The following is a 24,331-nucleotide window of genomic DNA, read 5'->3' on the forward strand; positions in this document are numbered from 1 at the left end:
TTTCCCCACCGGGATACCGAGCCGTCCCAGATGTCCATGATGCGTTCAGGCCGTTGCCCGCCGCTGTTTTTGGGCTCCACCGCAGTTCTGGGCATTGGTGTCCTGCTCGTTGCCCATCCCGATCCCGCATGGGCAGACGATATCCGTCCTGGATCGACGGTGCAGCTTGAGGAACTCTCGGTGGAGAGTACCGGCGCCCCGCCCGGGGTGGTGCCGGCCTATGCCGGCGGGCAGATCGCGCAGGGCGGACGTCTCGGCCTGCTCGGCAATACCGAGGCGAAAAAGTCGCCGTTCAGCATCACCAGCTACACCGACACGTTCGTGCGCGACCAGCAGGCCCGAACCGTGTCCGAGGCGCTCAGCCGTGACCCATCGGTGCGCGCCACCCAGACGACCGGGGCGCCATTCGACTCGTTCTCGATCCGTGGCTTCCCGGCGGGCGAGGGCACAAGCGGCGAGATCGCGTTCGACGGCGTCTACGGCGTCGCGCCGAGCTTTCGCGTCTTCACCGACTATGCCGAGCGGATCGAGGTGCTGAAGGGCCCCTCGGCGGCCCTGTCCGGCGTCTCGCCGAACGGCGCGGTCGGCGGTGTCGTCAACGTCGTTCCCAAGCGCGCCGGCGAGGACCTGACCCGCGTCACCCTGGATTACGGCTCGGTCGCCCGGGGCGGCGGCCAACTCGACGTCGCGCGCCGCTTCGGTCCCAGCCGGGAATGGGGCGCGCGTGTCGTCGGCAGCCTGCATGGCGGCGACACGCCGTTCGCGCGCCAATCCGAGACGACCGGTGTCGGGGCGCTCGCCCTCGACTATCAGGGCGAGCGTTTCCGCGGCTGGCTCTACCTGCTGGCGCAGACCGACCGCTTCGACGCGCCTCTGCGCCCGTTTCTGCTCAAGGCCGGCGTGCCGGTCCCGCGGGCGCCGGATGGCCGCCTGAACCTGACCCAGCGCTGGGAATATTCTGACATCGACGACCGCGGCGCCCTGATGCGCCTGGAATACGACCTCACCGACGCGGTCACGCTGTTCGCCGATGTCGGCGGCGCGCAGACGGAGGTCCAGCGCTACTTCCAGTCCGCCCCGACGATCCTCAATGCCCGCGGGGATACGACCAGCACGCCGCAATTCTACGCGATGGGCATCGACCGCTCGACCGTCGATGGCGGCGCCCGGGTGCGCTTCGACACCGGCTTCCTCCACCACGCCCTCGTGGTGCAAGCCTCGGCCTACAACGAGGACACGGCGCGCCAATTCCCTGCCGGCCGCGGCGCCTACCTGTCGAACATCTATGCGCCGCGTCTGGCCGCCTACATCCCCCCGCCGATCACCGCCGGGCGACCCCGCCTCTCCGACAGCACGCTGTCCGGGGTCTCGGTGGCCGACACGCTCTCGGCCCTCGACGAGCATATTCTGCTGACGCTGGGCGTCCGCCGGCAGCGGGTCGAGGCGCACAATTACCTGGCCAATGTCGGAACGCTGAGCTCCGCCTACGACAAGAGCGCGACCACCCCGGTGGTCGGCCTCGTGGTGCGGCCGTGGGACGCCGTCTCGTTCTATGCCAATTCCATCGAGGGCCTGAGCCGCGGCGACGTCGCCCCGCTGGCGGCGAGCAATGCCGGCACGATCCTGGCCCCCTATGTCGCGCATCAGGTCGAGGCGGGGGTGAAGCTCGATCTCGGCCGGATCGGTGGCACGTTCAGCGCCTTCCGGATCACCAAGCCGAATGGCGAGGCGAACCCCGTCACCCGGAGCTTCGCTCAGACCGGCGAGCAGCGCATCAGCGGGCTGGAGTTCAGCGTCTACGGCGAGATCACCCCGGAGCTGCGGGTGTTGGGCGGCTTCAGCCTGCTCGACGGCGTTCTCACCCGAACCGCTGTCGCCGCCAATCTCGGTCACGTGCCGATCGGGGTGCCGGACGTGCAGCTCAATCTCGGCGCTGAGTGCGACCTGCCCGGGCTGCCGGGCCTGACCGTCGACGGGGCGGTGATCTATACCGGGCGGCAATTCGTCGACCTCGCCAACACCCAGGCCCTGCCGGACTGGGCACGCCTGGATCTCGGCCTGCGCTACGCCACCGTGATCGACGGGCACCCGACCACGTTTCGCGCCAACGTGCTGAACGTCACCGGGACCCGCTACTGGACCGGGGTCGCCTCGTTCGGCACCTTCTTCCAGGGTGCCCCCCGCACCTACCTGCTGTCGATGACGGTCGATCTGTAGGCGACCGCCGAGACCGATGTTTCACGGGAAACATTGTCTTAACCCGACAGCCCGAACCTGTGACCCGAATGCCGTCGCCTTCCCGCGCGTCGCGCGCTAGCACGGCCCGGCATGACGGTCTCGATCACGACATCCAGCTGGCGCGACCTGAAGAACGCCAAGGCCCAGGCCCGGCTGGAGCGGGCCCTGCCGGCGATCTTCCCGGCCCCGGTCCTGCACCATGCCCTGTCGCGGCCGCTGATCCCGCCGACCCCGCGGCTGGCGGTGGAAAGTTACTGGCGTAACCACATTCTTCGGGCCGACCGGCTGGCCCGTGCTCTCGCGGCGCGCTCGGGGACGCCGGAGGGCTGGACCTGGCAGCTCGGCGAGGGCGGTGCGGGTGGCCGGCCGGCGAGCTTCCGGGTACCGCCGGCTCCGTTCCGCGAGACGGCCTTCGCCCGCGGCCGCGGCGCCTGCTGCATCTGCGGCCAGCCGGTCTACCGGTTCGGCTGGCACCGGGACCTCTGGGGGCAGGGCGTACCGAACGGCAAGGCCGTCTGGCACGCCGCCTGTGTCATCGCCTGGAAGTTCTGGAGCGCGCCACACGAGCAGGTCAAAGTGCTGAAGCGCCACCAGGGGCATCGCTGCAAGGCCTCCGGCAAGCGGCTCCTGCGCACCGCCGAGGTCGACCACGCCCTGCCGCTCTACCGGGTCTGGCGCGAGCACCGCGATGCGCCCTGGCCGGAGCTGCTCGGCTATTGGGGGGCCTCGAACCTGCAGGTCGTCAACCGGACCGCTCACGTCCTGAAGTGTCGGGACGAGGCGGCCGAGCGCTCACAGACTCTACGCCTCTCCCGATATCGGGTGGTCGAGGACGAGTCCGGGTTCAGCGTGGTCGAGGAGGAGTGAGCCGCCGGCTCAGCCGCGTGTGACCGCCTCCAGGCCGTGGGATAGGTCGGCCAGAAGATCGTCCACCGCTTCGAGCCCGATCGACAGACGCAGCAGCCCGTCGGTGATGCCCGCAATTGCGCGGGCTTCGGGATCCATCGCGGCATGCGTCATGGTCGGCGGGTGCGCGATCAGGCTCTCCACGCCGCCCAGCGACTCGGCCAGCGTGAACACCCGTAGCGTCTCCACCAAGGTCTTCACGGCGGCGCGGCCGCCAGCGAGCTCGAAGCTCAGCATGGCCCCGAACCCGGCCTGCTGCGCCTTGGCGATGGCATGGCCCGGATGGGACGGAAGGCCGGGGTAATGGACCCGGCTGACGGCCGGATGTGAGTCCAGAAAGCTCGCGAGCTGCCCGGCATTCTGCTGCTGGCGCTCCACCCGGACGAACAGGGTGCGGATGCCCCGCAGCGTCAGGTAGGCGTCGAGCGGTGACCCGGTGACCCCGATCGTGTTCGCCCAGGCGGCGAGCTCGTCACCGACCGAAGCTTCGGCGGCGATCACCGCCCCGCCGATCACGTCCGAATGGCCGTTGAGGAACTTCGTGGTGGAGTGGACGACGAGATCCGCCCCGAGGGCGATCGGCTGCTGCAGCGCCGGCGACAGGAAGGTGTTGTCGACAACAGCCAGCGCGCCGACCGCCTTGGCTTGGTCGGTGACGCGCCGGACATCCACCACCCGCATCAGCGGATTGCTCGGGGTCTCGACCAGCACGACCTTGGGTTCTTGCGCGAGCACCGCGGCCAGGGCCGCCGCGTCGGTCTGGTCGACGAAGACCACGCGGTACTGCCCGCGGGCGGCGCGCAGGCTCAGCAGCCGGTGCGTCCCGCCGTAACAGTCGTGCGGCGCCACCAGCAGGTCGCCGGGACACAGGCTCGACAGGGCGAGATCGAGGGCCGCCATGCCGCTCGACACCATGACGGCGCGGGCGCCACCCTCAAGCTTGGCGATGGTATCGGCGAGCTGGTCGCGGGTCGGATTGCCGAGCCGCGAGTAATCGTACGGGCCGGGCTGCTCGAAGGCGGGAAACTTGAAGGTCGTCGACAGATGGATCGGCGCGATCACGGCCCCGAAGGCGGTATCCTGGGCCACCCCGTTGGTCGCCGCGATGGTGCGGGCATCGAGTCCCTCGGGCATCGGCTGTTCCTTCCTGCGCCGGAATCGGGCCGGCACGCATGACCGGCCGGCTTGCAAGCGCGTTCTTTATGGAGAACGGAACAGACTTTCAAGAGAACGATGGCCGCAAGCGGAGCGCAGATCATACACTTGCACGAACCCGCCGCAGCCGATCCTCGGCAGGTCTACCCTGCTGAATGACCCATAATGCGGAGCCCAGAGATCGTCACTGCAGGAAACTCAGACGGGAGAGCAGCCGGCCTCCGGCAGCTGCTTCGCCGACGGCCACGCTGCATGTCATGCCCGCTGCGAGCATCACGCCCGGCGGCACCGCGTCGATGTGGATCCGGACGGGAATGCGCTGCGCCAGCCGCACCCAGGTGAAGACCGGATTGACGCTCGGCAGGCCGCGATGGTCCGGGTTCTCGTTGGCGTCGGCAATGCCGTGCCCGAGGCTTTCCACATGCCCCGAGACCGGCTGCTCGAACCCCATCAGGCGGATCTCGGCGTGGGCACCGACCGCGATCCGGGACAGCTTGGTCTCCTCGAAATAGGCGGTGATCCAGAATCCCTCGGCCTCGACGATCGAGATGCGGGTCACACCGGCGGTCGCATAGTCGCCCGGACGCAGCCGGAGGTTGGTGACGTAGCCGTCCAAGGGTGCCCTGACCGTGGCACGGTCGAGGTTGATCTCGGCGACACGGGCGGCGGCGATGGCCGCGTCGTAATCCGCACGCGCGATCGCCGCCGTACCGTTGGCCCGCTCGACCGTTTCCGGGGCGACGACACCCGGGCTCAACTGATTGCGCCGGCGCGCCGCCGCGGTTTTCAGGGCCGCATCCTCACGCCTAGCGAGGACCCGCGGCCTGCGCGCCGTCGAGGGCCAGCTGGAAACGGTGCGGATCGATGACGTAGAGAATATCGCCGCGCCGGACGAACTGGTTGTCGACGACCCGCATGTCGACGACCGTACCCGAGACCTCGGGGGTGACCCGCACGACCTCGACGCTGACCCGCCCGTCGCGTGTCCAGGGCGCCAGCATGTAGGCTTGCCACAGGGCCGGGAGCAGCGCCGCCGTCGCGGCGACGGTGGCCAAGGTCAGCCAGGGGCGGAGCAGGCGCTTCAGGACCGTCATGGCGGCACTCAGACGAACAGGATGAGGAGCGCCACCGTCGCGAGCAGCACCGCGCATTCCAGGAGCGCGGGATGCCAGGCGCAGCGCAGCACTCCGGCACGGTCCAGGACGGCGCGAAGCCCCGCGAAGACCGGAATGGCTGCCACGAGGTAGATGAGGATGGGCGGCAGGTAGACGCCCCCGATCGCGACCTCGCTCAGCATGGGGCGCTCCGGTGCCGGTCGAAGGATCCGTCCGTATGGGCTTCGAGCAGCACTGCCATGTCGGTCAGGCAGGCGGCGATCCGATGGGCCGCCGACCAAGCGCCAAGATCCTCGATCGATCGCGCGGCGATCTCGGCTGCCGCCGCCGCGAGGATGTCACGAGCCTGTCGCGGCGTCCGGGCGGCTTCGGCCAGGGCCCGCAGGGTCGTCGTGTGGAGGAACGCCGGTGTGGTGGCATGTCGGGCTGCGCCGCGTGCCCGAATCGCGGCACGGCCGAGGCGCAGCCCGGCGATCCCCTCCGCCATGATCGCCGCTGCCTCCGGATCGGCCCTCAGGCTCAGCGCGAGGCGGGCCAGCCGGTGGTGCTGAAGATGCTCCCAGACGTGCCGATGCTCCGGTGGGTCCGAATGCAGGAGCGCCAGGGCGTCGCGGCGCAGAGCCGCCCGGATGCGGCGGGCTTGCCGGCGCGGATCGTGCGGAAGGAGGAGTCGAAAGGCCAGAAGCGTGACGAAGACTGCTGCGATCCAGCCGAAGGCCTGGTTCAGGAAGGCCGGCAGGCTGAACGCCATCGGGTTCGTGGCTCCGACGAGCGTGTTGAACGCAACCAGGTAGGCGAGCCCGGACGGCCCGTGCCGGGGCAGGGTGGTGGCGTAGAGGCCCACCATCCAGAACGGCGCGATCACCGCGATCAGCAGCGGGAAGCCTTGCACCTGGGGCATCAGGCCGAAAGCGCAGACGAAAGCCGCCGGCACGGCCACGAGTGTCCCGGTGATGAACGCGACGGCGCCCGCGGCCGGATTGCCCGTCATGGCGAGCAGGGCCAGATAGGGGGCGAGGATGAGCAGCAGGAGCGACCAGTCGCTCCAGCCGGTCGCGATCCCGAAGGCGCCGGCGAGCAGGATCGCCAGCGCGGAGCGCAGCCCGTTCTCCGTCGCCGCCCCCCAGTCCCGATGGAACCGGAATGACCGCGCAGGCGCCGGGCGGCCACCCTGGAGCCGTGCCATTCCCGACAGCGCCGACCTGTAATCCTCGATGAACGCGACGAGGCGGTCGAGGGCGATCAGCGGGGCGGATGTTCCGGTATCCGCGGCTTCGGCGCGCCTGGCGCGCGCCTGCACCGCGCCGCTCAACGCGGTGATCCGTTCGAGCGCCTCCTCGAAGCGCCGAGCCTCCAGCGCGCACAGGATCCGCGGCAGTTCGGTGACGACGCCTTCATGCGCCACGACGCAATCCTGGCCTGCTTGCGGATCGGCGTCACACAGGTCCGAGCTGCCCAGCAGCGCGCTGAACAGGGCAGCGATGGTGTCGCGAATTGCGCCCTTGTGCCTTGCCAGGTCCGGGGACTCGGCTCGGCTCAGTTCCAGCAGATCATCGACCGCGAAGAGGCCGGCAATCTGTGTCGGGGTTGGCAGGCTATGCGCCGGCTCTTGGCTTCGCAGCCGCTCCAAGGCGACGCCCGCAATCGTACCGAACTGCCCGATCAGAGCGTTATCCAGCGCGACGCGCGTTGCACGTTTGCTGAACAGGGCCGTCACCACCCCGAGGCAGACCACCCCGACCGCAACGGTGGCTGTACGGCCGAGCACGGCATCCAGCGCCCGCTCGGGCATCTCCAACGCGTCATACGTGGCGAGGCCGACCGTATAGCCGGCCACGGCCGCGCCGGACGCTCGGAAGTGCCGGAGCAGCGTCGCTCCACCGGTACAGAGGCCGAGCCAGAGGGCGAAGCCGAAGATGAACAGGATGGGAGCCTGGATGAAGAGGCCCATCAGGACGAGGGCGGCGCCTGCGCCGATCACCGTGCCGACAAGGCGCCATCCGCCCTTGGCGAGAACAGCGCCCTGGTTCGCGTTGGCGACCAGCAGGACCGTCGAGGCCGCAGAATAGGGCGTCTCGAGCTGCAGGCAGAAGGCGAGACCGAGGGCTAGCGTCGCAGCGCTGGTGGATCGCGCGACATGGGCAGTGCGGGGCGTCAGGATGTCGATCGCGAGAAAGCGATCCCGGGCACTCCGCAAGAAGGCGGACGCACGCAGCGATGGAGAGGGAGCTGGGTGGGTCATGCGGGTGCGGCCAGCGCTTCGGCCGCGACGCTCGAGCCGGCGATCCCGGGTCGAAGAGGTGAGGGTCCCATAGCTGTCTCGGCGATGGCTTAAATAGGATCATCCTACCTTTATGCGGGACATGTCAATCCGTGTGACCAGAGCTGGGATGATCCCTCTTTGCTCGCTATAAGAGCGCTATGGTGCTCGCCGCGTCCCTTCCACAGGTCCCCCGCCGCTCCCTGGTCGATTCGACCATCGACCTCATCCGCGCGGAGATCGAGACCGGCCGCTGGAAGGTCGGCGCACGCATACCGAAAGAGGCGGAACTCGCCGAGATGCTGCAGGTCGGGCGGAACACGGTGCGGGAAGCTGTGCGGGTCCTGTCCCATGCCGCGGTTCTGGAGGTCCGGCAGGGCGACGGAACCTATGTGCGCCTGAACATCGACCCGGCTGAGGTCATGCGCCGGGTGACGCATGCGAGCCTGCGAGACCATTTCGAGCTGCGCGCGCTCCTCGAAACCGAGGCCGCGCGCCAGGCTGCGGCCCGGCGGAACGACGATGACGTGCGGCGGCTCGAAGCCCTGCTGAACGAGCGGGGGGAACGCCCCCCGGACGGCGATCTCGCCGACTTCATCGCGCGCGACATCGCGTTCCATGTCGCGGTCGCGCAATGCGGCGACAACGCCGCCCTCGCGGAACTCTACCGCTACTTCGCTCTATCGTTGCACGGCAGCACGAGCACGGCGCTCGCGGACATCACCCTGCCCGAGCCCGACCTCGCCGCCCATCGCCGGGTGTTCGACGCGATTCGGGACCGAGACGAATCAGGGGCGGCAGAGGCCGCCCGGGCGATCGTCGGCCCGATCCTCGACGCGCTCGCGAATGTCGAGACGCCTGTTACCTCCAGCGTCTGATCGGCCCCCCGGCTCCGTTCGGCCCTCCGCCCCCAGAGCTTGCCTGGCGAGCGAGACGGCGTCCTGATCGGTGGCGCAGGCGACCTGAGGCGTGCCGAACGCGCGGACGAGGCCGGGAAAGGCCGCCTCCAACGCGCGGCGCCGATCCGAATCGGGCTCCACGACGATCAAGGCCCGGCAGCGCCCCGCCAGGACCTCCTTGTTCCGCTTCAGCCAGAGACCCCGGGCGACGCGGTCGTCATGCAACTCGTCATCGCGGCGGCCCGGATAGACGAGCACGAAGGGTTTTTCGCTGGCCAGAAGTCGGTCCATCTCCTGGCACCAGGCGGTGGCGTACCCGGGTGGGCGCGCTTCCTCAGCGCGCAGCCGCACGATGGGAAACGTTGAGACATCGTGGAGGGTGAACGGCTCGCGATCCATCGACAGACCTCCCTGGAATCGTGCTAAAAGATCGTTTGATCCAATCATCCTACCTTTATTGACCGACTCGGGCAATCGCCGTAGCGCTGGGCTTCCTCGATCGGAGATCGCCGATGCCGCCACGCCCGCCATCTCGCCTTGCCAACGGTACGTTCGATCGGCCGCGGCCTTCGGGCCTGCGCCTGCGGATGGCCGGCGGCTTGTTCACGGTGATCCTGAGTCTCTCCCCGGCGGCCCTTCGCGCCGAGCCCCGCCCGGCCAGGGCCGGGTCAGCGAGCGACGAACCACGCCCGCCCTCGACGCCTCGGCATCACGCCGCGACGGCCCGGATGCCAGCCGAATTCGTGGGCGCCGCCCTCGGCCAACGCGGCAGCAACGCGACCGAGATCGCGCTGCCGGCTCTCACGGTCAGCGGCCGCGGAATGACCGGGACCGATCCGGTCCCCGGTCTCGTGGCGCGCGTCTCGGCCACAGCTACGAAGACCGACACGCCGGTCATCGCAGTGCCGCAGGCGGTGTCGGTGATTCCCCGAGAACAGATCGCCCAGCAGGCGGCCCGGAGCGTCGGCGACAGCTTGCGCTACACGCCGGGCGTGTTCGCCGACACGCGGATCGGCGGCGTGCTGGAAAGCGTGTTCCTGCGCGGCTTCGGCGGCCTCGCGGCGGGCGCAACCAACCCGCAGGTCCTCGACGGCTTGCCGCTGGTCAAGGGCGGCAACTGGTCTGCGCAGGTCATCGATCCGTCCGTGCTGGAGCGTGTCGAGGTGCTGCGCGGGCCGGCCTCGGTGCTCTACGGGCAGGCGAGCCCGGGCGGCATCGTGAACATGGTCAGCAAGCGGCCGACCGAGCAGCCCGTCCGCGCGGTCACGCTCACCACCGGCAACCGCAACCGCGCCGAGGCGGCCTTCGATCTCGGCGGCCCAATCACCGAGGACGCCAGCTGGGCCTATCGCCTCAACGGCCTCGGCCGCCGGGTCGACACCCAGGCCGATTTCTCCCGGGAGCAGCGGCTCGTGCTGGCGCCGGCGCTGGCTTGGCGGCCGGACGACGACACGCGCCTCACCTGGCTCGGCTTCTACCAGAACGATCCGCACAACAATTTCGCAGGCTGGCTTCCGGCCGAGGGAACCCTGTTCCCCAGCCCGGCCGGCCGGATCCGGCGCAGCTTCTTTCCGGGCGAGCCCGGCTTCGATGCTTACGGCCGCCAGCAGGCGATGATCGGCTACGCCTTCGAGCACCGCTTCGACGAGACCTGGAGCGTCCGCCAGAACCTGCGTTACGCCCATATCGACACACGCTTTGAGGGCGTGGCGATCAACTTCTTCGCCCCGTTCGGCGCGACCGCGAGCCTGCTCGAGCGCTCGGCCTCCTGGTCTCGGGAGGCGGTCGACGGCGTGTCCCTGGACAACCAGGTGCTGGCCGACTTCGCCACCGGACCGATCGGCCATACGATCCTGCTCGGGCTCGGCTATCAGGGCTCCCAGGCGGACGTGAACGCCTCTGGCTTCGGCCCGGTGCCGGCGATCGACTTTGCGGCGCCGGTCTACGGCCGGCCCTTCGCGCGTCCACCCGCCGCGCCGAGCACGCGTCAGGACTGGAACCGCGTCGGCCTCTACGCCCAGGACCAGATGCGTCTGGACCACTGGGCCGTCACGGTCGGGGGCAGGCAGGATTGGTCCCTGCTCGATACCGCCAACCGCCTGACGGCCCTGACCTCCAGCCAGGACGACCAGGCCTTCACCGGCCGGGTCGGCGCCGTCTACCTGTTCGACGGCGGTCTGGCACCGTATGCGAGCTACGCGACGTCGTTCGAGCCGACGCTGGGCACCGGCTTCTCGGGCACCCCGTTCAAGCCGACCCATGCGCGGCAGACCGAGGCCGGGGTGAAGTATCAGCCCGCCGGCCTGGACAGCTTCGTCGCCGTCTCGGGCTTCGACATCACCCAGGACAACGTCGCCACCGCCGACCCGGCGCACCTCTTCTATAAAGTCCAAACCGGCGCCGTGCGCTCGCGCGGCATCGAGATCGAGGCCCGCGCGACCCTGTCCGACAGCCTCGATCTGATCGGCGCCTATACCTACCTCGACACCACCGTGCGCCGGGACGGCAACCCGGCGCTCGTCGGCAAGCGCTTCGTGTCCGTGCCCAACCAGTTGGTGTCGCTCTGGGCAAATTATCGGTTCCCGGCCGGCCCGCTCGCGGGCCTCAGCCTCGCCGGCGGGATCCGCGCCATCGGCCGGAGCGCCGGCGATCCCGCCAACAATTTCTCGGTACCGCCCGTGACCCTGATCGACGCCGCGATCCGCTACGATCTCGGCGCTGCCGATCCCGGACTGGCGGGCTGGCAGGTCTCGGTCAACGCCGCGAACCTGCTCGACCGGACCACCGTCGCCTCCTGCTTCGCGGCGGGCGGTTGCTTCTACGGAAACGGCCGGACCGTCATCGCCAGCCTCGGCTACCGCTGGTGAGTCGCTATCGGCCCCCCGCGCTGCCCGCCCGCCGGGTGCGGCGCTCCGCCTTGCGGGTCGCGGTCTCGCGCAGATGCTGCTCGATGGCGTCGTTGGCGCGGCCGCGCATGTGCCGGATCGCCTCGACATCGTCGAACGTGTCGGGGAAGCGGCGCGACAGCCACAGATAGGCGCTGGCCAAGCGCACCGTCCGCTCCTGGTAGTCGAGTTCCCCGGCCAGGTTCGCCCGCAGGGCCGGGACCGTGGTGCCGGCCGCCCGGGCCTGGCTCCAGCGCTCGAGCATGCCCATGGCGATCTCGTCGCGGCGGTTGACGGGGCAGACCGAGAAGGCGAACTTTTCCTCGATCGGCAGCCGCGCCCGATCGACGACCCTCGCGACCTCCAGGATCTCCTCCAGGGCCGAGGGCTGGAACGGCGAGCCGGCGTAGAAGGTCGCCCGGGCGAAATGGGTCAGCACCTCGTGGAGGCTCTGGGTCTGCATCTCCTCGGCGACGGAGCGGATCGCGCTGAGGTCGGGCCGGACGAAGAAGCGCGAATCGGCGGCCGGCGCCGTGGGGGCGCCCGATAGCGCGATCCGGATTGGCTCCACCGCGATCGCCTCCGTCGCCGCCACGTAGCCGACATCCTGGTGGCCATAGCGACCCGCCCGGCCGGCGATCTGGCGGATCTCGGAATTGGTCAGCCCGCGCTCCTTCGTGCCGTCCCACTTGCGCACGGTCGAGAACACGATCCGCCGGAGCGGCCCGAGATTGAGCCCCATGCCGATCGCGTCCGTGGTGACCAGCACGTTGGCCTCGCCGGTGCGGAAGCGCGTCGCCTCGGCCCGCCGCACCTCCGGCGAGAGGGCGCCGTAGATCGTCGCGACCCGATGGCCCCGGGCGACCAGGATCTCACGGTTCTCGTGCACGGCCCGGCGCGAGAACGCCACCACCGCGTCCCCCGGCTCGACCTTCTCCAGCGGGACCGGTTCATCGAGCAGCAGCAGCGGCGACTTGCGGGTGAACGGGATCACCTCCAGCGACTCGCCCGCGGCCTCGGCGGCGCGCCGGACATAGGCCAGGGCGTCGTCGGAGCCGCACACGACCACTGTCCGGGCGGCCACGCCGAACAGGGCGTTGGTCCAGGCCCAGCCGCGATCGGGATCCGACAGCATCTGGATCTCGTCGATCACCGCCACGTCGATCGGGCGGGTCAGGTCGGCGGTCTCGATGGTGCGGGCGGTGTGGGTCGGCTGCGGCTCACCCAGGACCTCCTCGCCGGTGACCATGCCGGCCCGGAGGCCGCGCTCGCGCAGGGCCTCGTAATTCTCCAGGGCCAGCAGCCGCAGGGGCGCCAGATAGGTGCCGGTGGGGGCCGCCGTCAGCATCTGCAGGGCCGCATAGGTCTTGCCGGAATTGGTCGGGCCCATGTGGAACAGGATCCGCCGGTTCAGCCGGCGGGCGGCACTGAAGCGCTCGATATAGGCGCCGAAGCCGACCTGATCGCGCAGGCGGCGCAGGCGCGAGCCCTCGCTCGCCACCGCCTTGGCGTGGCGGCGCACGGGGGTGAGCGTGTCGTTGAGCGCGCGCGCCAGCTTCGGCCCGAAGGTGAACACCCGGGAGCGCAGCGAGCGGTCGAGATGGGCGATGTAGGCGGGGGCGTCGGCCCCGACCTCGCGCAGGTCCTGGAGGATCTGCGCCCGCAGGCGCTCGACCGGCTTGGCCAGGGTCCGGGTGACCTCGGCGGCGCGCTCCGCCACGGCCGCCCGCAGGGCCTCGACGCGATGCGCCGGGTCGTTCCGGGTCGCCATGCGGGCCAGGATCTCGGCCGCCGCCGGGTCCGGAGCGCTGTCGATCCGCAGGTCCAGGCGGCCATTGTCGAGGAGCGGGATCTCGGTCCGGATGCTCCAGAGCACCCGGCGGTCCCGCAGGATGGCGGCCTTGAGGGCGGGGATGACCTTCCGGACCGCCGGGACGCCGGTCTCGGCAAAGGCCCGAGCCCTCTGCCGGGCGCGCAAGACTTCGGCGATCCGCTCGTCGTCGACCTCGGCGCCGAATTCGGGCAGTTCGAGATCGGCGCGCAGGGTTTCCAGGTCGAGGGAATCGGGAGAGAGCCCGAGCCGCGCCACGGCCTCGGACAGGTAGACGATCGTGGGGCGGAGACGCTTGCGCGCCATGGACTCACCTTCGGCCGCAGCATCCGCCCGCCGGCGCTGACGCCGCCGCCGAACGCGTTCCTGAGAACCATCCTTGCGCCAGTCCGATCCCGGACACCATCCCCGGGCTTCAGGAGTCCCCCGCCGCCGCGGTAAGCCAAGTGCAGAAGGCACGGACCGTCGGGTCGTCGGCCCGGGCCTCCGGCACGTAGGTGTAGTAGCTCCGCGCTGGCAGGGACGGGCCCGGGAACGGGCAGATCAGGCGGCCGGCGGCCAGGTCGTCGGCGATCAGGCGCTCCGGGCCCATTGCCACGCCGAGGCCGTCGAGGGCGGCCTGTAGGGTGAGGTAGAAATGCTCCAGGGTCACGGAGGCCTGCGGAACCAGATCCGGCACCCCGGCGGCGCGCAGCCAGTGCGGCCAGACCTGCGGGAGCGTCGCCGCATGGAGCAGGGTGTGGTGCCGCAGCTGCTCGGGCTCCTGCAGGGGCAGGCGCTGCAGCAGGGCCGGGCTGCAGACCGGCCTGCGTCGCTCGGTGAGGAACGGCTGCCCGACATGGCCGGGGCGCGTATCCGGCCCGCCGCGGATCGCCACGTCGAACGGGTCGGCGAGGCTCGCCAGCGGCACGTTCGAGGTGGTCAGCCGGACCTCGATGGCGGGATGGGCGACTTGGAAACCCGACAGGCGCGGGATCAGCCAGCGCAGGGTGAAGGTGGCGAGCGCGTTGACGTGCAGCAGGCGCGGCCGGCCGCGCTCCACCTGGCGGGCGGTGGCCAGGGCGACCCGGTCGAGGGCGGCGCCGATCTCGGCGGCGTAGCTGCGCCCGGCCTCGGTGAGCACCACCCGCCGGTTGTGGCGCTCGAACAGCGGCACGCCGAGCCAGCCTTCGAGCATCTGCACGTGCCGGCTCACTGCCCCGTGGGTGACGCGCAGCTCCTCCGCGGCCCGGGTGAAGCTCGCGTGCCGAGCCGCCGCCTCGAAGGCTTTGACGGCGTTGAGCGGCGGCAGGCGGCGATGCATCCGTGTCAGGTTTCCTCACGCGAGTGTCAGCATAAGGCGTTTGTCAGCCGGGCGCGAGACCCGCATCCTGTGGTGGAAGCATCAAGGACAGCAGGATGGCCCGCGCCTCGGAGTTCACCGCCTCGCTCGACGCCGCCTCGGACCGGGAAGCCAAGCGCACCGAGGCCAAGCGCACCCTCGTGGTCACCGGGATCAACCACGCCCTCCACGACGGCTACACCGACCTGATCTACGTGCTGCTGCCGGTCTGGCAGGCGGAGTTCGGCCTCGACTACGTCGCGCTGGCGCTGCTGCGCTCGCTCTACAACGGCGCGCTCGCCGCCCTGCAGATGCCGGCGAGCCGGCTCGCCCAGTCGCTCGGCGCCCGCACCGTCCTGGTCCTCGGCACGCTGCTCAGCGCCGGCGGCTACGCGCTCGCCGGGGCGTCGGGTGGCCTGATCGGCCTCTGCGCCGGCCTGCTGCTTGGAGGCGCCGGCAGCAGCACCCAGCACCCGCTGGCCTCGACCGTGATCGCCCGGGCCTACGGGGCTGCGGCCCGCGGCCCGCTCGGTACCTACAACTTCGCCGGCGATCTCGGGAAGGCGGCCGTGCCGCCGCTGGTCGGCTTCCTGCTGACCCTGTCGGGCTGGCGCACGGCGCTCTGGGTGATCGCCGGCTTGGGCGTCGCGGTCGCCCTCGGCGTCGGCCGCTGGCTGCCGCGTGATCCCAGATCACAGTGCGAGGAGCGCAAGGGCGCGGCCCGGGCCGCGCAGGCCGGCGACGGCGCGGGCGCGCGGCCCGGCTTTGGGCTGCTCGTCACGATCGGCACCCTGGACAACGCCGCCCGCCCGGCCTTCCTGCTCTACCTGCCGTTCCTGCTGCAGGAGAAGGGCGCGGCCCTGACCACGGTGGGGCTGGCGCTCTCGCTGGTGTTCATCGGCGGCGCGCTGGGCAAGGCGGTGTGCGGCCGGCTCGGGGAGCGCCTCGGCGTGACCCGGACCGTGCTGCTGACAGAGACCGGAACCGCGGCGGCGATCCTGGCGGTGATCGCCCTGCCGCTCGCCGCCACGCTGATCCTGCTGCCGCTGCTCGGTGTGATGCTGAACGGCACCTCGTCGGTCCTCTACGGCACGGTGCCGGACCTGGCCCCGGGCGGACGGGTCGAGCGGGCGTTCGCGGTGTTCTACACCTGCACCCTGGGGGGCAGCGCCCTGGCTGCGCCGCTGCTCTACGGCCGGCTCGGGGACGCGGCCGGCCCCCGCTGGGCGGTGGTGGCGGCTGCCGCCACGGCGCTGGCCGTGGTGCCGCTCATGCTGGCCCTGTCCCGGCATCTCGCCGGGGGGAGGGCGGCGGGTCGCGCCTGACAGGGGACCGATTCGTGACCCATACGGCGGGTCAGAGCACCCCCAGCGTGCTCACCCGGACCGGCTCGGACCGGCCCTCGACCGGGATCTCCCGGATCGCCGTCGACGCGGTCTTGGCTGCGCGGTAGACCGCCTCCGAGACCACCGCGATGCAGCCCAGGACCTTGGTCAGGCCCTGCAGGCGCGAGGCGACGTTCACGGTGTCGCCGAGCGCCGTGAACCGGGCATCGGTGGCGTCGCCCATCTCGCCGACGATCGCCAGGCCGGCATGAACGCCGATCCCGTACCGGAGGGTGTGCTCCAGATCGACCGCCAGCAGCGCGTTGAGGGTGGCGACGTGTTCGGCGATCAGATCCACCGCCCGGAGCGCGTCGCGGGCCGCCGGCTCGGGGTCGGACTCGAGGCCGAACAGGGCCAGCAGGCCGTCGCCCAAAAACTGGTTGGTCGAGCCGCCTGCCTCCCGCACCGCGTCGCCGACCGCGCCGAGGAAGCGGTTGATGATGAACACCGTGTCGTAGGGCAGGCGCTCCTCGGCGAGCCGGGTCGAGCCGCGCAGATCCACGAACATCGCCACGATGAAGCGCTCCTCGCCGGACTGCGCCCGGTCGAGCAGATCCGCCTGCCGGACGCGCGGGGGCAGGGGGAACAGCGGCACCACGGCGAGGTCGGATTCGGGCCGGAACTGGCAGGCGAGGCGGACCCCCGGCCCGGCGGCGATCCGCTCCAAAACGGCGCGCTCGGCCCGGCCGGCGGGGGCCGTCCGGTCGCTGCCGTCGAGCACGCGGATCCGGCAGGTCGAGCACCGCCCGCGGCCGCCGCAGACGCTGGCATGGGGGATCCGGTTGCGCCGGCTCGCCTCCAGCACGCTGGTGCCGCGCGGCACCCGGACCACCCGCCCGTCGGGATAGCTGAGCCGGATCGTGCCGCGCTGGATCTCCGCCAGGGTCCGGACCCCGCGGGCGGCGATGACCGCGGCGACGAGGCCGGCATAGGTCGTCAGCATCCCGTCCCGGATGGCGGCGAGCCGGGCCACCTGATCGGGTAGCCCGACATGGACGGGCCGGAGCGCCACGGCCCGCCAGGCCGGGTCCTGCGCCAGGGCGAGGATCGCCCGGCCGCCCTGGACGAAGCCGAGCAGCGCCAGGACCGGCACCAGCACCGCCATCGCCAGGAGCCAGGGGGCGGCGCGCCCGAAGGCGGGCTTCAGCCGCAGCCAGAAATACAGGCCGGAGCAGCCGTGGATCCAGGCGAGGACGAGCATCGCCGCCTGCAGCGCGCCCTGATGCGGTGCGGCGACCCAGAAGGCGTAGAGTTCCTGCGCGTAGCCCTTGTCGAGCCCCTCGGTGGCGAAGGCGATCCGGGTGGCGGTGACGTGGCTGATGAGCAGCGGCGGGATCAGCAGCCCGGAGACCATCTGCACCGCCTCGCCGGGCCGCCAGCGGAAGTAGCGCGCCGCATAGAGCGCCTGGAGGCCGAGCAGCAGGTGGATCAGCAGCGCGCCGTAGAGCAGCGCCAGGCCCGGCGGGTTGAGCCACAGGGCGGAGGCGACGCTGAGGCCATCCTCCATGGCGTCGAGGGAGACGTTGCCCAGCGCGTGGTTGGTCAGGTGGGTGAGGATGTAGGCGAACAGCACCAGACCGCTGCCCAGGCGCAGGCGGCGCAGGCTGAGGACGGGGCGGATCCGGGCGCGCAGCGGGATCGGGGCGGCGGGCGGACTCCCGGCGGCGGATCGGAGCGTCGCAAGCGACGGGGTGCGCATCATGCTGGGAGGTCCGACGAGATCGGCAGCGGGCCCGTTTGTCCGGCCCCTCGTATCAGCAAATGGCGGCCTCGGCCTCCGTTGTATTTCTACTTGCCGGCGAGTTTCAGGTCAGGACTAATTCGAAGGCGGCCGGGACAACCTTCGCGCGCTCTTCGAAGCGGCCGGAAACGGCGTTGCCGTCGGCCGGCTTCCGGCGAAGAATTGCCTGGCGTGTCCGCCAATTCGGCGCCGTGTCCGGACGGGCGAGCGCCGTCGACCGACTTGCGCGCTGGGCGTTGCCCGGGCGGGATGACACATCCCCGATGCCCCCTCCCGGATGACACCTGGAAACGCCCGATGGCCGACCCGTTCTTCGCCCGCAGCGCCGCCGCGGTGGCCGCGGACCTCATCGGGGCCGGTCTCCGGGTCGGGGAGGCCGGCGGGATCATCGTCGAGACGGAGGCCTACGACCGGACCGACCCGGCCTCCCACAGTTTCGCCGGCCCGACGCAGCGCAACGCCAGCATGTTCGGGCCGCCGGGGCACGTCTACGTCTACCGGTCCTACGGGCTGCACTGGTGCCTGAACCTGGTCTGCGAGCCCGGCAGTGCGGTGCTGATCCGGGCGATCGAGCCGACCGAGGGGCTGGCCGCCATGGCGGCACGCCGGGGCCTGGACGATCCGCGGCGGCTCTGCGCCGGCCCGGGCCGCCTGTGCCAGGCCCTCGGGGTCACCGGGGCGATGGACGGCCTGCCGGTGGCGGAACCGCCGTTCCGGTTCGCGCCCCGGGGCCAGCCCGTCCCGGTGGCGGCGGACCGGCGCATCGGGATCACCCGCGGCGCCGAGACCCCCTGGCGCTTCCTGCTCGCCGGCTCCCGGTTCGTCAGCCGACCGGTGCGGCGGGTCGCGTCCTGAACGCCGACCCTGCGCGGTTCGATCGCAGCGCGCATCGCAAGCGTACGGACGGCCGGACCGATCCGCCGGTGCTTGGCCGAACCGACAACCTCATGTAGATATCTCTGTGGGATGCTACAATTTCTGCAACCACAGGTGAAAATTTTTAACGATAAGCCTTCGGACCTGCCGTGATTCAGGACAGCCAGACGGCTTTCGAGATCGTCGGCCGCCTCAAGGAGGCGGCGAAGATCTCCGACATCCTCCGCGAGATGCGGGCGGCCGGCGCGTCTTTCGGCTACGATGTCTTCATCATCACCAATCTGCCGGCGGAGCACGAAGTCTCCACGCAGAACTGCGCATTGGTGCCATCCTGGCCGGAAGGCTGGCGGACACGCTATTTCGCGCGGGATTATCTGCGGATCGATCCGGTGGCGAACCATGTGCGGCGCACCACCGAGCCGTTCTTGTGGCGCGAGGCGCCCTACCGCTCCGACGAGGCCGGGGCGGCCCGGCTGATGGCCTGCGGCTGGGACGTCGAGCCCCTCGGGCTGCCGACCCGGTATGAGGGCCATTCCATCCTGGCGGTCTATGCCCGGCTGACCCCTGACACGGTCGCGGCATCGCGCCGGTTCTTCGGCCTCGACGCCGCGCCCCTGCATCCGGCACCGGTGCCGGCGAGCCGGCTGCCCGGGCCCGCCGAGCGGAGGCTGCACGCATGAGCGTGTCCGATATCCTGAACCGGGCCTGTCAGCGCGAGGGCGAGGACCCGGCGATCGTGCGCCTGGGCCACCACGCGATCGAGATGTGGCGCGCCGCGGAAGAACTCGGCGACCCGCGCCTGCTCGCCGCCCTGCGTCCCCTGGTGGAGCATGTCGGCCGGGCACTCGCCCGCGACGTGCGGGGCGAGGCTTGCACGGACGACACGCTGCATTGAGGCGACCGGAGGGGATGTGGCAGGGCACACCCGTCATCGCGCGCGCCGCGAAGCAACCGCGGGGTGGCCACCCCAACGGATGATCCCCCCAACCGTCCGAGAGGCGCGGATCGACGCCGGCCCGCCTTCGGGCGACGAGGCATGGAAGCGGACCTTGCCTCTAGGTCGGCGGCAGCAGCTCGATGCCGAAGCGCGTCGACAGGCTGCCGAGACGTGCCAGAGCCTCGGCGTCAGGCGCCTGAGCGGGCGCCGAGGCCGTGCCGGTCTGCCCCGCCTCTCGGACGAACTGCTCGAAGCCGGATGGCGTGCAGAACACCAGGGCTTCGGCTGCCTCGGGACCGACGTTCCCCAGACGATGCGCCTGGCCTCGCGGGAGGATCACGACGTCCCCCTTGGACAACGCGCGGATCTCGCCGCCGGTCTCGACCTGAACCTGTCCGGACAGCACGTAGATGGTTTCCTCCTCGTGCAGGTGCCGGTGCAGCGGCGTCCACACGCCGGGCGGATTGGTGATGCGCAGCAGCGAGAACTGCTGGCCGGTCTCGTCGCCCGTCACCAGGATGTCGACGCGCGTTCCCGCAAAGGTGATGGTTTCGTTCCGGTGCATCGGCGTGCTCCTGGCCAACGGAATGCCGGATGTACGCCGGCGCTGGACATGAGACGAGCTTAAGCGTTCTCATGGGTGTATGAGCTCACGTCATGTATCCGAGCGCGACCTTCGCCTCTTCCTGGTGCTCGATGCGCTTCTCGATTATCGAAGCGTGACGCAGGCGGCGAGCGCCCTCGGCCTTACCCAGTCGGCCGTCAGCCATTCCCTGCGGGCCCTGCGGATGCGGTTCGGCGATCCGCTGCTGGTTCGGGTCGGCCATACGCTCTGCCCGACACCGCGCGCACTGGCCCTGCGCCCGAGCCTGTCACTCGGGCTCTCGGAACTCGAACGCGTGCTGGGCCGTGAGCCGACGTTCGATCCGGCGCACTCGACGCGGTGCTTCACCCTTGCGACACCCGACTATCCCCAGTTCACGGTTCTGCCCGAGCTCTTCGGCCGGATGAGGCGCGAAGCCCCCGGCCTCGATTTCCAGGTGAGACCGATCGGCCAGGGCCTCGCTGAAGACCTTGCGAGCGGGAGCCTGGATCTCGTCCTGGCGGGCGCCGAAGTCGAGCAGCAGCTCGCGCTCGACCGCGCGTTGATGCGCGTGCGCGTCATCTCCGAGCCGTTCCGCTGTGTGGTGAGGCGGGGGCACCCGGCCTTGGCATCGCCCCTCGACCTCGACGTCTACACCACCCTGCCGCACGTGCTCGTCAGCACCGGCGGAGACCGCACGGGTATCGTCGATACCGCCCTGGCTGCCGTCGGGCGGCGCCGACGCGTCGCCATGACCGTCCCGAGCTTCCCGGCCGCGATCTGGATGGTCGCGGCCTCCGACCTCGTCGCGACGCTGCCGAAGGCGATCACCGATCGCGCGTCGCGGCACGATGTCGAAGTCAGAGAGCCGCCGATCCTGCTGCCCCCGAGCGACGCCTATCTCTGGTGGCATCCGCGCTTCCAGCACGATCCCGGACACGGCTGGTGGCGTCAAACCTTGTCGGAGGCCCTGGCGGTCTTGCGCTCCCAGGGGTCGACCGGCCGGACGAACCCTCTCGCCGATGACTGATCGGGACACGCCGAGCGGCGGATGGTCTCCGGAATGCCGTGCAGGCCCATCGCCTCCGCCGGGGCCTCGATCACGCCGAGGCGGTCGATGCGCCGCGCCACCTGCGGCGCAAGGCGGGCCCGGCTATCCCTTCGACAAGCTCAGGGTGAGGCCGTCGATCCGCGTCAGGATGCGTCCCGGCACGGCAGGCTCGGTCAGGCGGCCGCCCGAATGGCCGGCTCCGACGCGCGCGCCACGGCGGCGACGACCTGATCGGGCGCCAGGTGGTGGATCATGTGGCCCATGCCGGGAATGACCATGAACGTGCTGCCGGGGAGTTCCCGGTGGAGCCGCTGCGATTGCCGGCCGACATCGGCGATCTGATCGTCCCCGCCCGTGATGATCACGACGGGGAGCGTCAGGTCCCGGTAGTGGTGCTGGAGCTCCGCGGCCGCCGGCGTCATCGTGGCGGCATCCTCCGCCGAGGCGCGCAACTGCAGCGGGCGCAGCATCATGGCCTTCGGGAAGGCGCGATCGAAGCGCTCCGGGACGGCGGCCGGCGCGAACATGCCCTTGATCAGGGCGGGCAGCATCAGGCGGCCGGCCAGCGGCGACACGGTGTAGCGCATCAGGTCGCCCAGGCCGGGGATCGCCACCGGGGACGTGAGGATCACGTCGGCGCGCAGCGTGGGATAGTAGTAGCCCGAGGCCAGGACGAGGCTGCGCACCAGCTGCGGGGCCTGCAGCGCCAGGGCGACCGCGACCAGCGCGCCCCAGGAATGCCCGAGCACGACGGCCCGCGACACGTCGAGCCGCTCCAGCGCCTTCGCGAACAGGGTGGCGTGGGCGCGGGGCGTCCAGAGGCCCCGGGGCCGGTCGCTGTAGCCGTAGCCGGGCCGGTCGAAGATGATGACGCGGTAGCGCTTGGCGAGATCGTCGACGATGCCGCTCACCAGGAAATCCTGGATCAGGGTGCCGTTGCCGTGGATCAGGACCAGCGGCTCCCCATGTCCGCGCTCGATGTAGTGCAGGCGCACGCCGTCCACGGTCATGAACTGGCCGATCGGCGGGGTGCGCTGCTCCGCCTTGCGGGTCGCGGCCAGCGCGTAGAGGGCCGAGGCGCCCAGGGCCGCGGCCGAGCCCACCAGGGTCGGCACGAGCCAGGGGCGGGAGGGGGAGCGACGCGTCATGATCGGATCCTGAAGGGGGAGGGGGCGTGCTCCTGATCAACCGGATCAATCCGAAGCGCTGTAATCCGGGCGGCGAGCGCGAGGGCTCGCCGACCGCCTGTTTCGCGACGGGGCCCTACGGCAGCGCGCCGATCATGCCCTTGGCTTCGGTCATCGTGTCCTCGCAGGCGCGCTGCTGGCCGGCGCGATCCTCGTCCCCCGCCCGGCCGATGAGCCGCCGCGCATCGGAGATGTGGGCCGCCGTCGAGATCATGTGGGCGTCGCTCGGCGCGCCGGACGGCGCCTGCGCCAGGGCCTTCGGCGACTTGCTGCTGCGGATCGTGTGGCCGTCTTGGAGGCCGGCCACGTGGACGGCGCCGGCGCTGTCGAGGCGACGTTCGATCGTCCCGATCTGCTCGGCGCAGGAGCTGGCCCGGACCGGCAGCTGCGAGAGACCGAGCAGGAAGGCGGAGGCCCCGAGGGCGAGCGCGAGACGCATGGGTGATCCTTGAGATGCGGGGTTCGGGCTCGCTGGGCGAGCCAGGCCGGCGATGGCGCGGCCGGAGTTGAGAGCGGGATGCAACCGCGGTGATCGAACGGCCGCTCAAATTGCTGCACTGCAATAGAGAAACACGGGGCCGTCCCGATCGATCCGTTTCGAGAGCGAAAATATTTGGCAGATCTACGGCGGGTATTTTCCCGGGATCATTTGTCTGAAAGCGCCGGTTAGCTCCATCGACGCCTAAAAATTCGACGGAGATATTCTGAATGAAAGCGCTTACCTGGCAGAGCCGCGGCACGATCACCTGCGAGACCGTGCCCGATCCGACGATCGAGCATGGCCGGGACGTGATCATCAAGGTCACCGCCTGCGCGATCTGCGGCTCGGATCTGCACCTGATGGGCGGGTTCATGCCGACCATGGAATGCGGTGACATCCTCGGCCATGAGACCATGGGCGAGGTCATCGAGGTCGGGCGCGACAATCACAAGCTCAAGGTCGGCGACCGCATCGTCGTGCCGTTCACGATCTGCTGCGGCGAGTGCCGGCAGTGCAAATGGGGCAATTGGAGCTGCTGCGAGCGGACCAACCCGAACGGCAAGCTGCAGGCCCAGACCTACGGCTATCCCCTCGCCGGCCTGTTCGGGTTCTCGCACATCACCGGCGGTTTCGCCGGCGGCCAGGCCGAGTATCTGCGCGTGCCCTACGCGGATGTCGGCCCCATCGTGGTGCCCGAGGGGCTCAGCGACGAGCAGGTCCTGTTCCTCAGCGACATCTTCCCGACCGCCTACCAGGCGGCCGAGCATTGCGACATCGGCCCGGAGGACACGGTCGCGATCTGGGGCTGCGGGCCGGTCGGCGTGCTCGCCGTGAAGTGCTGCTATCTCCTGGGCGCCAAGCGCGTCATCGCCATCGACAGCGTGCCGGAGCGGCTGGCGCTCGCCCGCGAGGCCGGCGCCGAGACCATCGATCTCGGCCATCAGAACGTGCAGGACACGCTCATGGAGATGACCCACGGCCTGGGCCCCGATTCCGTGATCGAGGCGGTCGGCATGGAATCCCACGGGGCCGACACCACGCTCCAGAAGGTCTCCTCGGCGATCCTGGAGCACACGGTGAGCCTGGAGCGGCCGTTCGCGCTCAACCAGGCGATCCTGGCCTGCCGCCCCGGCGGGAACGTCTCGATGCCGGGTGTCTTCGCCGGCCCCGTCGGACCGGTCGCGCTCGGAATCCTCATGAACAAGGGCCTGACCCTGAAGACCGGCCAGACCCACATGGTCCGCTACATGAAGCCGCTGCTGGAGCACATCCAGAACGGCGACATCGACCCGTCCTTCATCATCAGCCACCGCTCCACCAACCTGGAGGAAGGGCCGGCGCTCTACGCGGCGTTCCGGGACAAGACCGACAACTGCACGAAGGTCGTGTTCAAGCCGCACGGCTGAGTGCGCGCGCGGCGGCTCCGGCCGCCGCGCCTCTGGCGTCTGGCGCGTGCTCGTCCGGCCGGTCAGGGGTGCGA

The 24,331-nt window shown here is 70.6% G+C and carries 22 protein-coding genes; 10 read left to right on the forward strand and 12 right to left on the reverse strand.

Annotated features, from left to right (window positions below):
- Nucleotides 1–30 precede the first annotated feature (30 nt).
- Both MKK65_RS17565 and MKK65_RS17570 read left to right on the forward strand, forming a co-directional pair.
- Nucleotides 31–2,217, forward strand: coding sequence for a TonB-dependent receptor (locus MKK65_RS17565; RefSeq protein WP_243959329.1), 2,187 nt, complete (start codon nucleotides 31–33; stop codon nucleotides 2,215–2,217).
- A 111-nt stretch (nucleotides 2,218–2,328) separates the two neighbouring features.
- Nucleotides 2,329–3,105, forward strand: a complete 777-nt coding sequence (locus MKK65_RS17570; RefSeq protein ID WP_243959331.1) for a hypothetical protein — start codon at nucleotides 2,329–2,331, stop codon at nucleotides 3,103–3,105.
- Between the two features lie 9 nt (nucleotides 3,106–3,114).
- On the opposite strand, the gene metB is transcribed toward MKK65_RS17570, so the two are convergent.
- The 5 genes from metB to MKK65_RS17595 all read right to left on the reverse strand — a co-directional run bounded on the left by metB (nucleotide 3,115) and on the right by MKK65_RS17595 (nucleotide 7,611).
- Nucleotides 3,115–4,278, reverse strand: coding sequence for a cystathionine gamma-synthase (gene metB / locus MKK65_RS17575; protein WP_243959333.1), 1,164 nt, complete (start codon nucleotides 4,276–4,278; stop codon nucleotides 3,115–3,117).
- A 205-nt stretch (nucleotides 4,279–4,483) separates the two neighbouring features.
- Complete coding sequence (locus MKK65_RS17580) at nucleotides 4,484–5,056, reverse strand: efflux RND transporter periplasmic adaptor subunit (protein WP_243959335.1); 573 nt, start codon at nucleotides 5,054–5,056, stop codon at nucleotides 4,484–4,486.
- Between the two features lie 49 nt (nucleotides 5,057–5,105).
- Nucleotides 5,106–5,393 carry a biotin/lipoyl-binding protein gene (locus tag MKK65_RS17585; RefSeq protein ID WP_243959337.1) on the reverse strand — a complete coding sequence of 96 codons (288 nt, stop codon included), beginning with the start codon at nucleotides 5,391–5,393 and terminating at the stop codon, nucleotides 5,106–5,108.
- 8 nt (nucleotides 5,394–5,401) lie between these two features.
- Nucleotides 5,402–5,596 (reverse strand): DUF1656 domain-containing protein, encoded by a 195-nt coding sequence (locus MKK65_RS17590; RefSeq protein ID WP_243959339.1) that lies wholly within the window; start codon nucleotides 5,594–5,596, stop codon nucleotides 5,402–5,404.
- A complete protein-coding gene (locus MKK65_RS17595; protein WP_243959341.1) occupies nucleotides 5,590–7,611 on the reverse strand; it encodes an FUSC family protein in 2,022 nt (673 codons plus the stop codon). The genes MKK65_RS17590 and MKK65_RS17595 overlap by 7 nt, the downstream gene beginning before the upstream one ends.
- 224 nt (nucleotides 7,612–7,835) lie before the next feature.
- Here MKK65_RS17595 and MKK65_RS17600 point away from each other — a divergent pair, with 224 nt between their 5' ends.
- A complete protein-coding gene (locus tag MKK65_RS17600) occupies nucleotides 7,836–8,552 on the forward strand; it encodes a FadR/GntR family transcriptional regulator (protein WP_243959343.1) in 717 nt (238 codons plus the stop codon).
- Here the strand turns inward: MKK65_RS17600 and MKK65_RS17605 are convergent.
- Nucleotides 8,463–8,972, reverse strand: a complete 510-nt coding sequence (locus MKK65_RS17605; protein ID WP_243959345.1) for a GntR family transcriptional regulator — start codon at nucleotides 8,970–8,972, stop codon at nucleotides 8,463–8,465. The two genes, MKK65_RS17600 and MKK65_RS17605, sit on opposite strands and share 90 nt — an antisense overlap.
- Nucleotides 8,973–9,085: 113 nt before the next feature.
- Between MKK65_RS17605 and MKK65_RS17610 the strand changes: the two genes are divergently transcribed.
- Nucleotides 9,086–11,440: a TonB-dependent siderophore receptor gene (locus MKK65_RS17610; RefSeq protein ID WP_243959347.1), complete on the forward strand. Its 2,355-nt coding sequence runs from the start codon at nucleotides 9,086–9,088 to the stop codon at nucleotides 11,438–11,440.
- A 4-nt stretch (nucleotides 11,441–11,444) separates the two neighbouring features.
- On the opposite strand, the gene MKK65_RS17615 is transcribed toward MKK65_RS17610, so the two are convergent.
- Together MKK65_RS17615 and gcvA are read right to left on the reverse strand one after the other, a co-directional pair.
- Nucleotides 11,445–13,595, reverse strand: a complete 2,151-nt coding sequence (locus MKK65_RS17615) for a helicase-related protein (protein WP_243959349.1) — start codon at nucleotides 13,593–13,595, stop codon at nucleotides 11,445–11,447.
- A 109-nt stretch (nucleotides 13,596–13,704) separates the two neighbouring features.
- Complete coding sequence (gene gcvA, locus MKK65_RS17620; protein ID WP_243959351.1) at nucleotides 13,705–14,592, reverse strand: transcriptional regulator GcvA; 888 nt, start codon at nucleotides 14,590–14,592, stop codon at nucleotides 13,705–13,707.
- Between the two features lie 95 nt (nucleotides 14,593–14,687).
- Between gcvA and MKK65_RS17625 the strand changes: the two genes are divergently transcribed.
- Nucleotides 14,688–15,935 (forward strand): MFS transporter, encoded by a 1,248-nt coding sequence (locus MKK65_RS17625; protein WP_243959353.1) that lies wholly within the window; start codon nucleotides 14,688–14,690, stop codon nucleotides 15,933–15,935.
- A gap of 31 nt (nucleotides 15,936–15,966) precedes the next feature.
- Here MKK65_RS17625 and MKK65_RS17630 read toward each other — a convergent pair whose 3' ends face one another.
- Nucleotides 15,967–17,697 (reverse strand): adenylate/guanylate cyclase domain-containing protein, encoded by a 1,731-nt coding sequence (locus tag MKK65_RS17630; protein ID WP_243959355.1) that lies wholly within the window; start codon nucleotides 17,695–17,697, stop codon nucleotides 15,967–15,969.
- Between the two features lie 336 nt (nucleotides 17,698–18,033).
- On the opposite strand from MKK65_RS17630, the gene MKK65_RS17635 reads away from it, so the two are divergent.
- The 3 genes from MKK65_RS17635 (at nucleotide 18,034) to MKK65_RS17645 (ending at nucleotide 19,507) form a co-directional block, all read left to right on the forward strand.
- On the forward strand, nucleotides 18,034–18,591 hold the full coding sequence (locus tag MKK65_RS17635; RefSeq protein ID WP_243959357.1) for a DNA-3-methyladenine glycosylase: 558 nt from the start codon (nucleotides 18,034–18,036) through the stop codon (nucleotides 18,589–18,591).
- Nucleotides 18,592–18,761: 170 nt separating this feature from the next.
- Nucleotides 18,762–19,292: an autoinducer binding domain-containing protein gene (locus MKK65_RS17640; protein WP_243959359.1), complete on the forward strand. Its 531-nt coding sequence runs from the start codon at nucleotides 18,762–18,764 to the stop codon at nucleotides 19,290–19,292.
- Nucleotides 19,289–19,507 (forward strand): hypothetical protein, encoded by a 219-nt coding sequence (locus MKK65_RS17645; protein WP_243959361.1) that lies wholly within the window; start codon nucleotides 19,289–19,291, stop codon nucleotides 19,505–19,507. Before MKK65_RS17640 ends, MKK65_RS17645 begins: the two co-directional genes overlap by 4 nt.
- Nucleotides 19,508–19,667: 160 nt before the next feature.
- Here MKK65_RS17645 and MKK65_RS17650 read toward each other — a convergent pair whose 3' ends face one another.
- On the reverse strand, nucleotides 19,668–20,114 hold the full coding sequence (locus MKK65_RS17650) for a cupin domain-containing protein (RefSeq protein ID WP_243959363.1): 447 nt from the start codon (nucleotides 20,112–20,114) through the stop codon (nucleotides 19,668–19,670).
- Between the two features lie 79 nt (nucleotides 20,115–20,193).
- Between MKK65_RS17650 and MKK65_RS17655 the strand changes: the two genes are divergently transcribed.
- Complete coding sequence (locus MKK65_RS17655; RefSeq protein WP_243959365.1) at nucleotides 20,194–21,162, forward strand: LysR family transcriptional regulator; 969 nt, start codon at nucleotides 20,194–20,196, stop codon at nucleotides 21,160–21,162.
- A 194-nt stretch (nucleotides 21,163–21,356) separates the two neighbouring features.
- On the opposite strand, the gene MKK65_RS17660 is transcribed toward MKK65_RS17655, so the two are convergent.
- Together MKK65_RS17660 and MKK65_RS17665 are read right to left on the reverse strand one after the other, a co-directional pair.
- Nucleotides 21,357–22,331 carry an alpha/beta fold hydrolase gene (locus MKK65_RS17660; RefSeq protein ID WP_243959367.1) on the reverse strand — a complete coding sequence of 325 codons (975 nt, stop codon included), beginning with the start codon at nucleotides 22,329–22,331 and terminating at the stop codon, nucleotides 21,357–21,359.
- A 115-nt stretch (nucleotides 22,332–22,446) separates the two neighbouring features.
- The gene (locus tag MKK65_RS17665; protein ID WP_243959369.1) at nucleotides 22,447–22,809 is read right to left on the reverse strand and encodes a hypothetical protein; all 363 of its coding nucleotides are present in this window, start codon (nucleotides 22,807–22,809) and stop codon (nucleotides 22,447–22,449) included.
- Nucleotides 22,810–23,078: 269 nt separating this feature from the next.
- Here MKK65_RS17665 and MKK65_RS17670 point away from each other — a divergent pair, with 269 nt between their 5' ends.
- Complete coding sequence (locus tag MKK65_RS17670; protein WP_058190829.1) at nucleotides 23,079–24,257, forward strand: zinc-dependent alcohol dehydrogenase; 1,179 nt, start codon at nucleotides 23,079–23,081, stop codon at nucleotides 24,255–24,257.
- Nucleotides 24,258–24,331 lie beyond the last annotated feature (74 nt).

It is taken from the genome of Methylobacterium sp. J-001, from assembly GCF_022829565.1.
Lineage (GTDB): Bacteria > Pseudomonadota > Alphaproteobacteria > Rhizobiales > Beijerinckiaceae > Methylobacterium.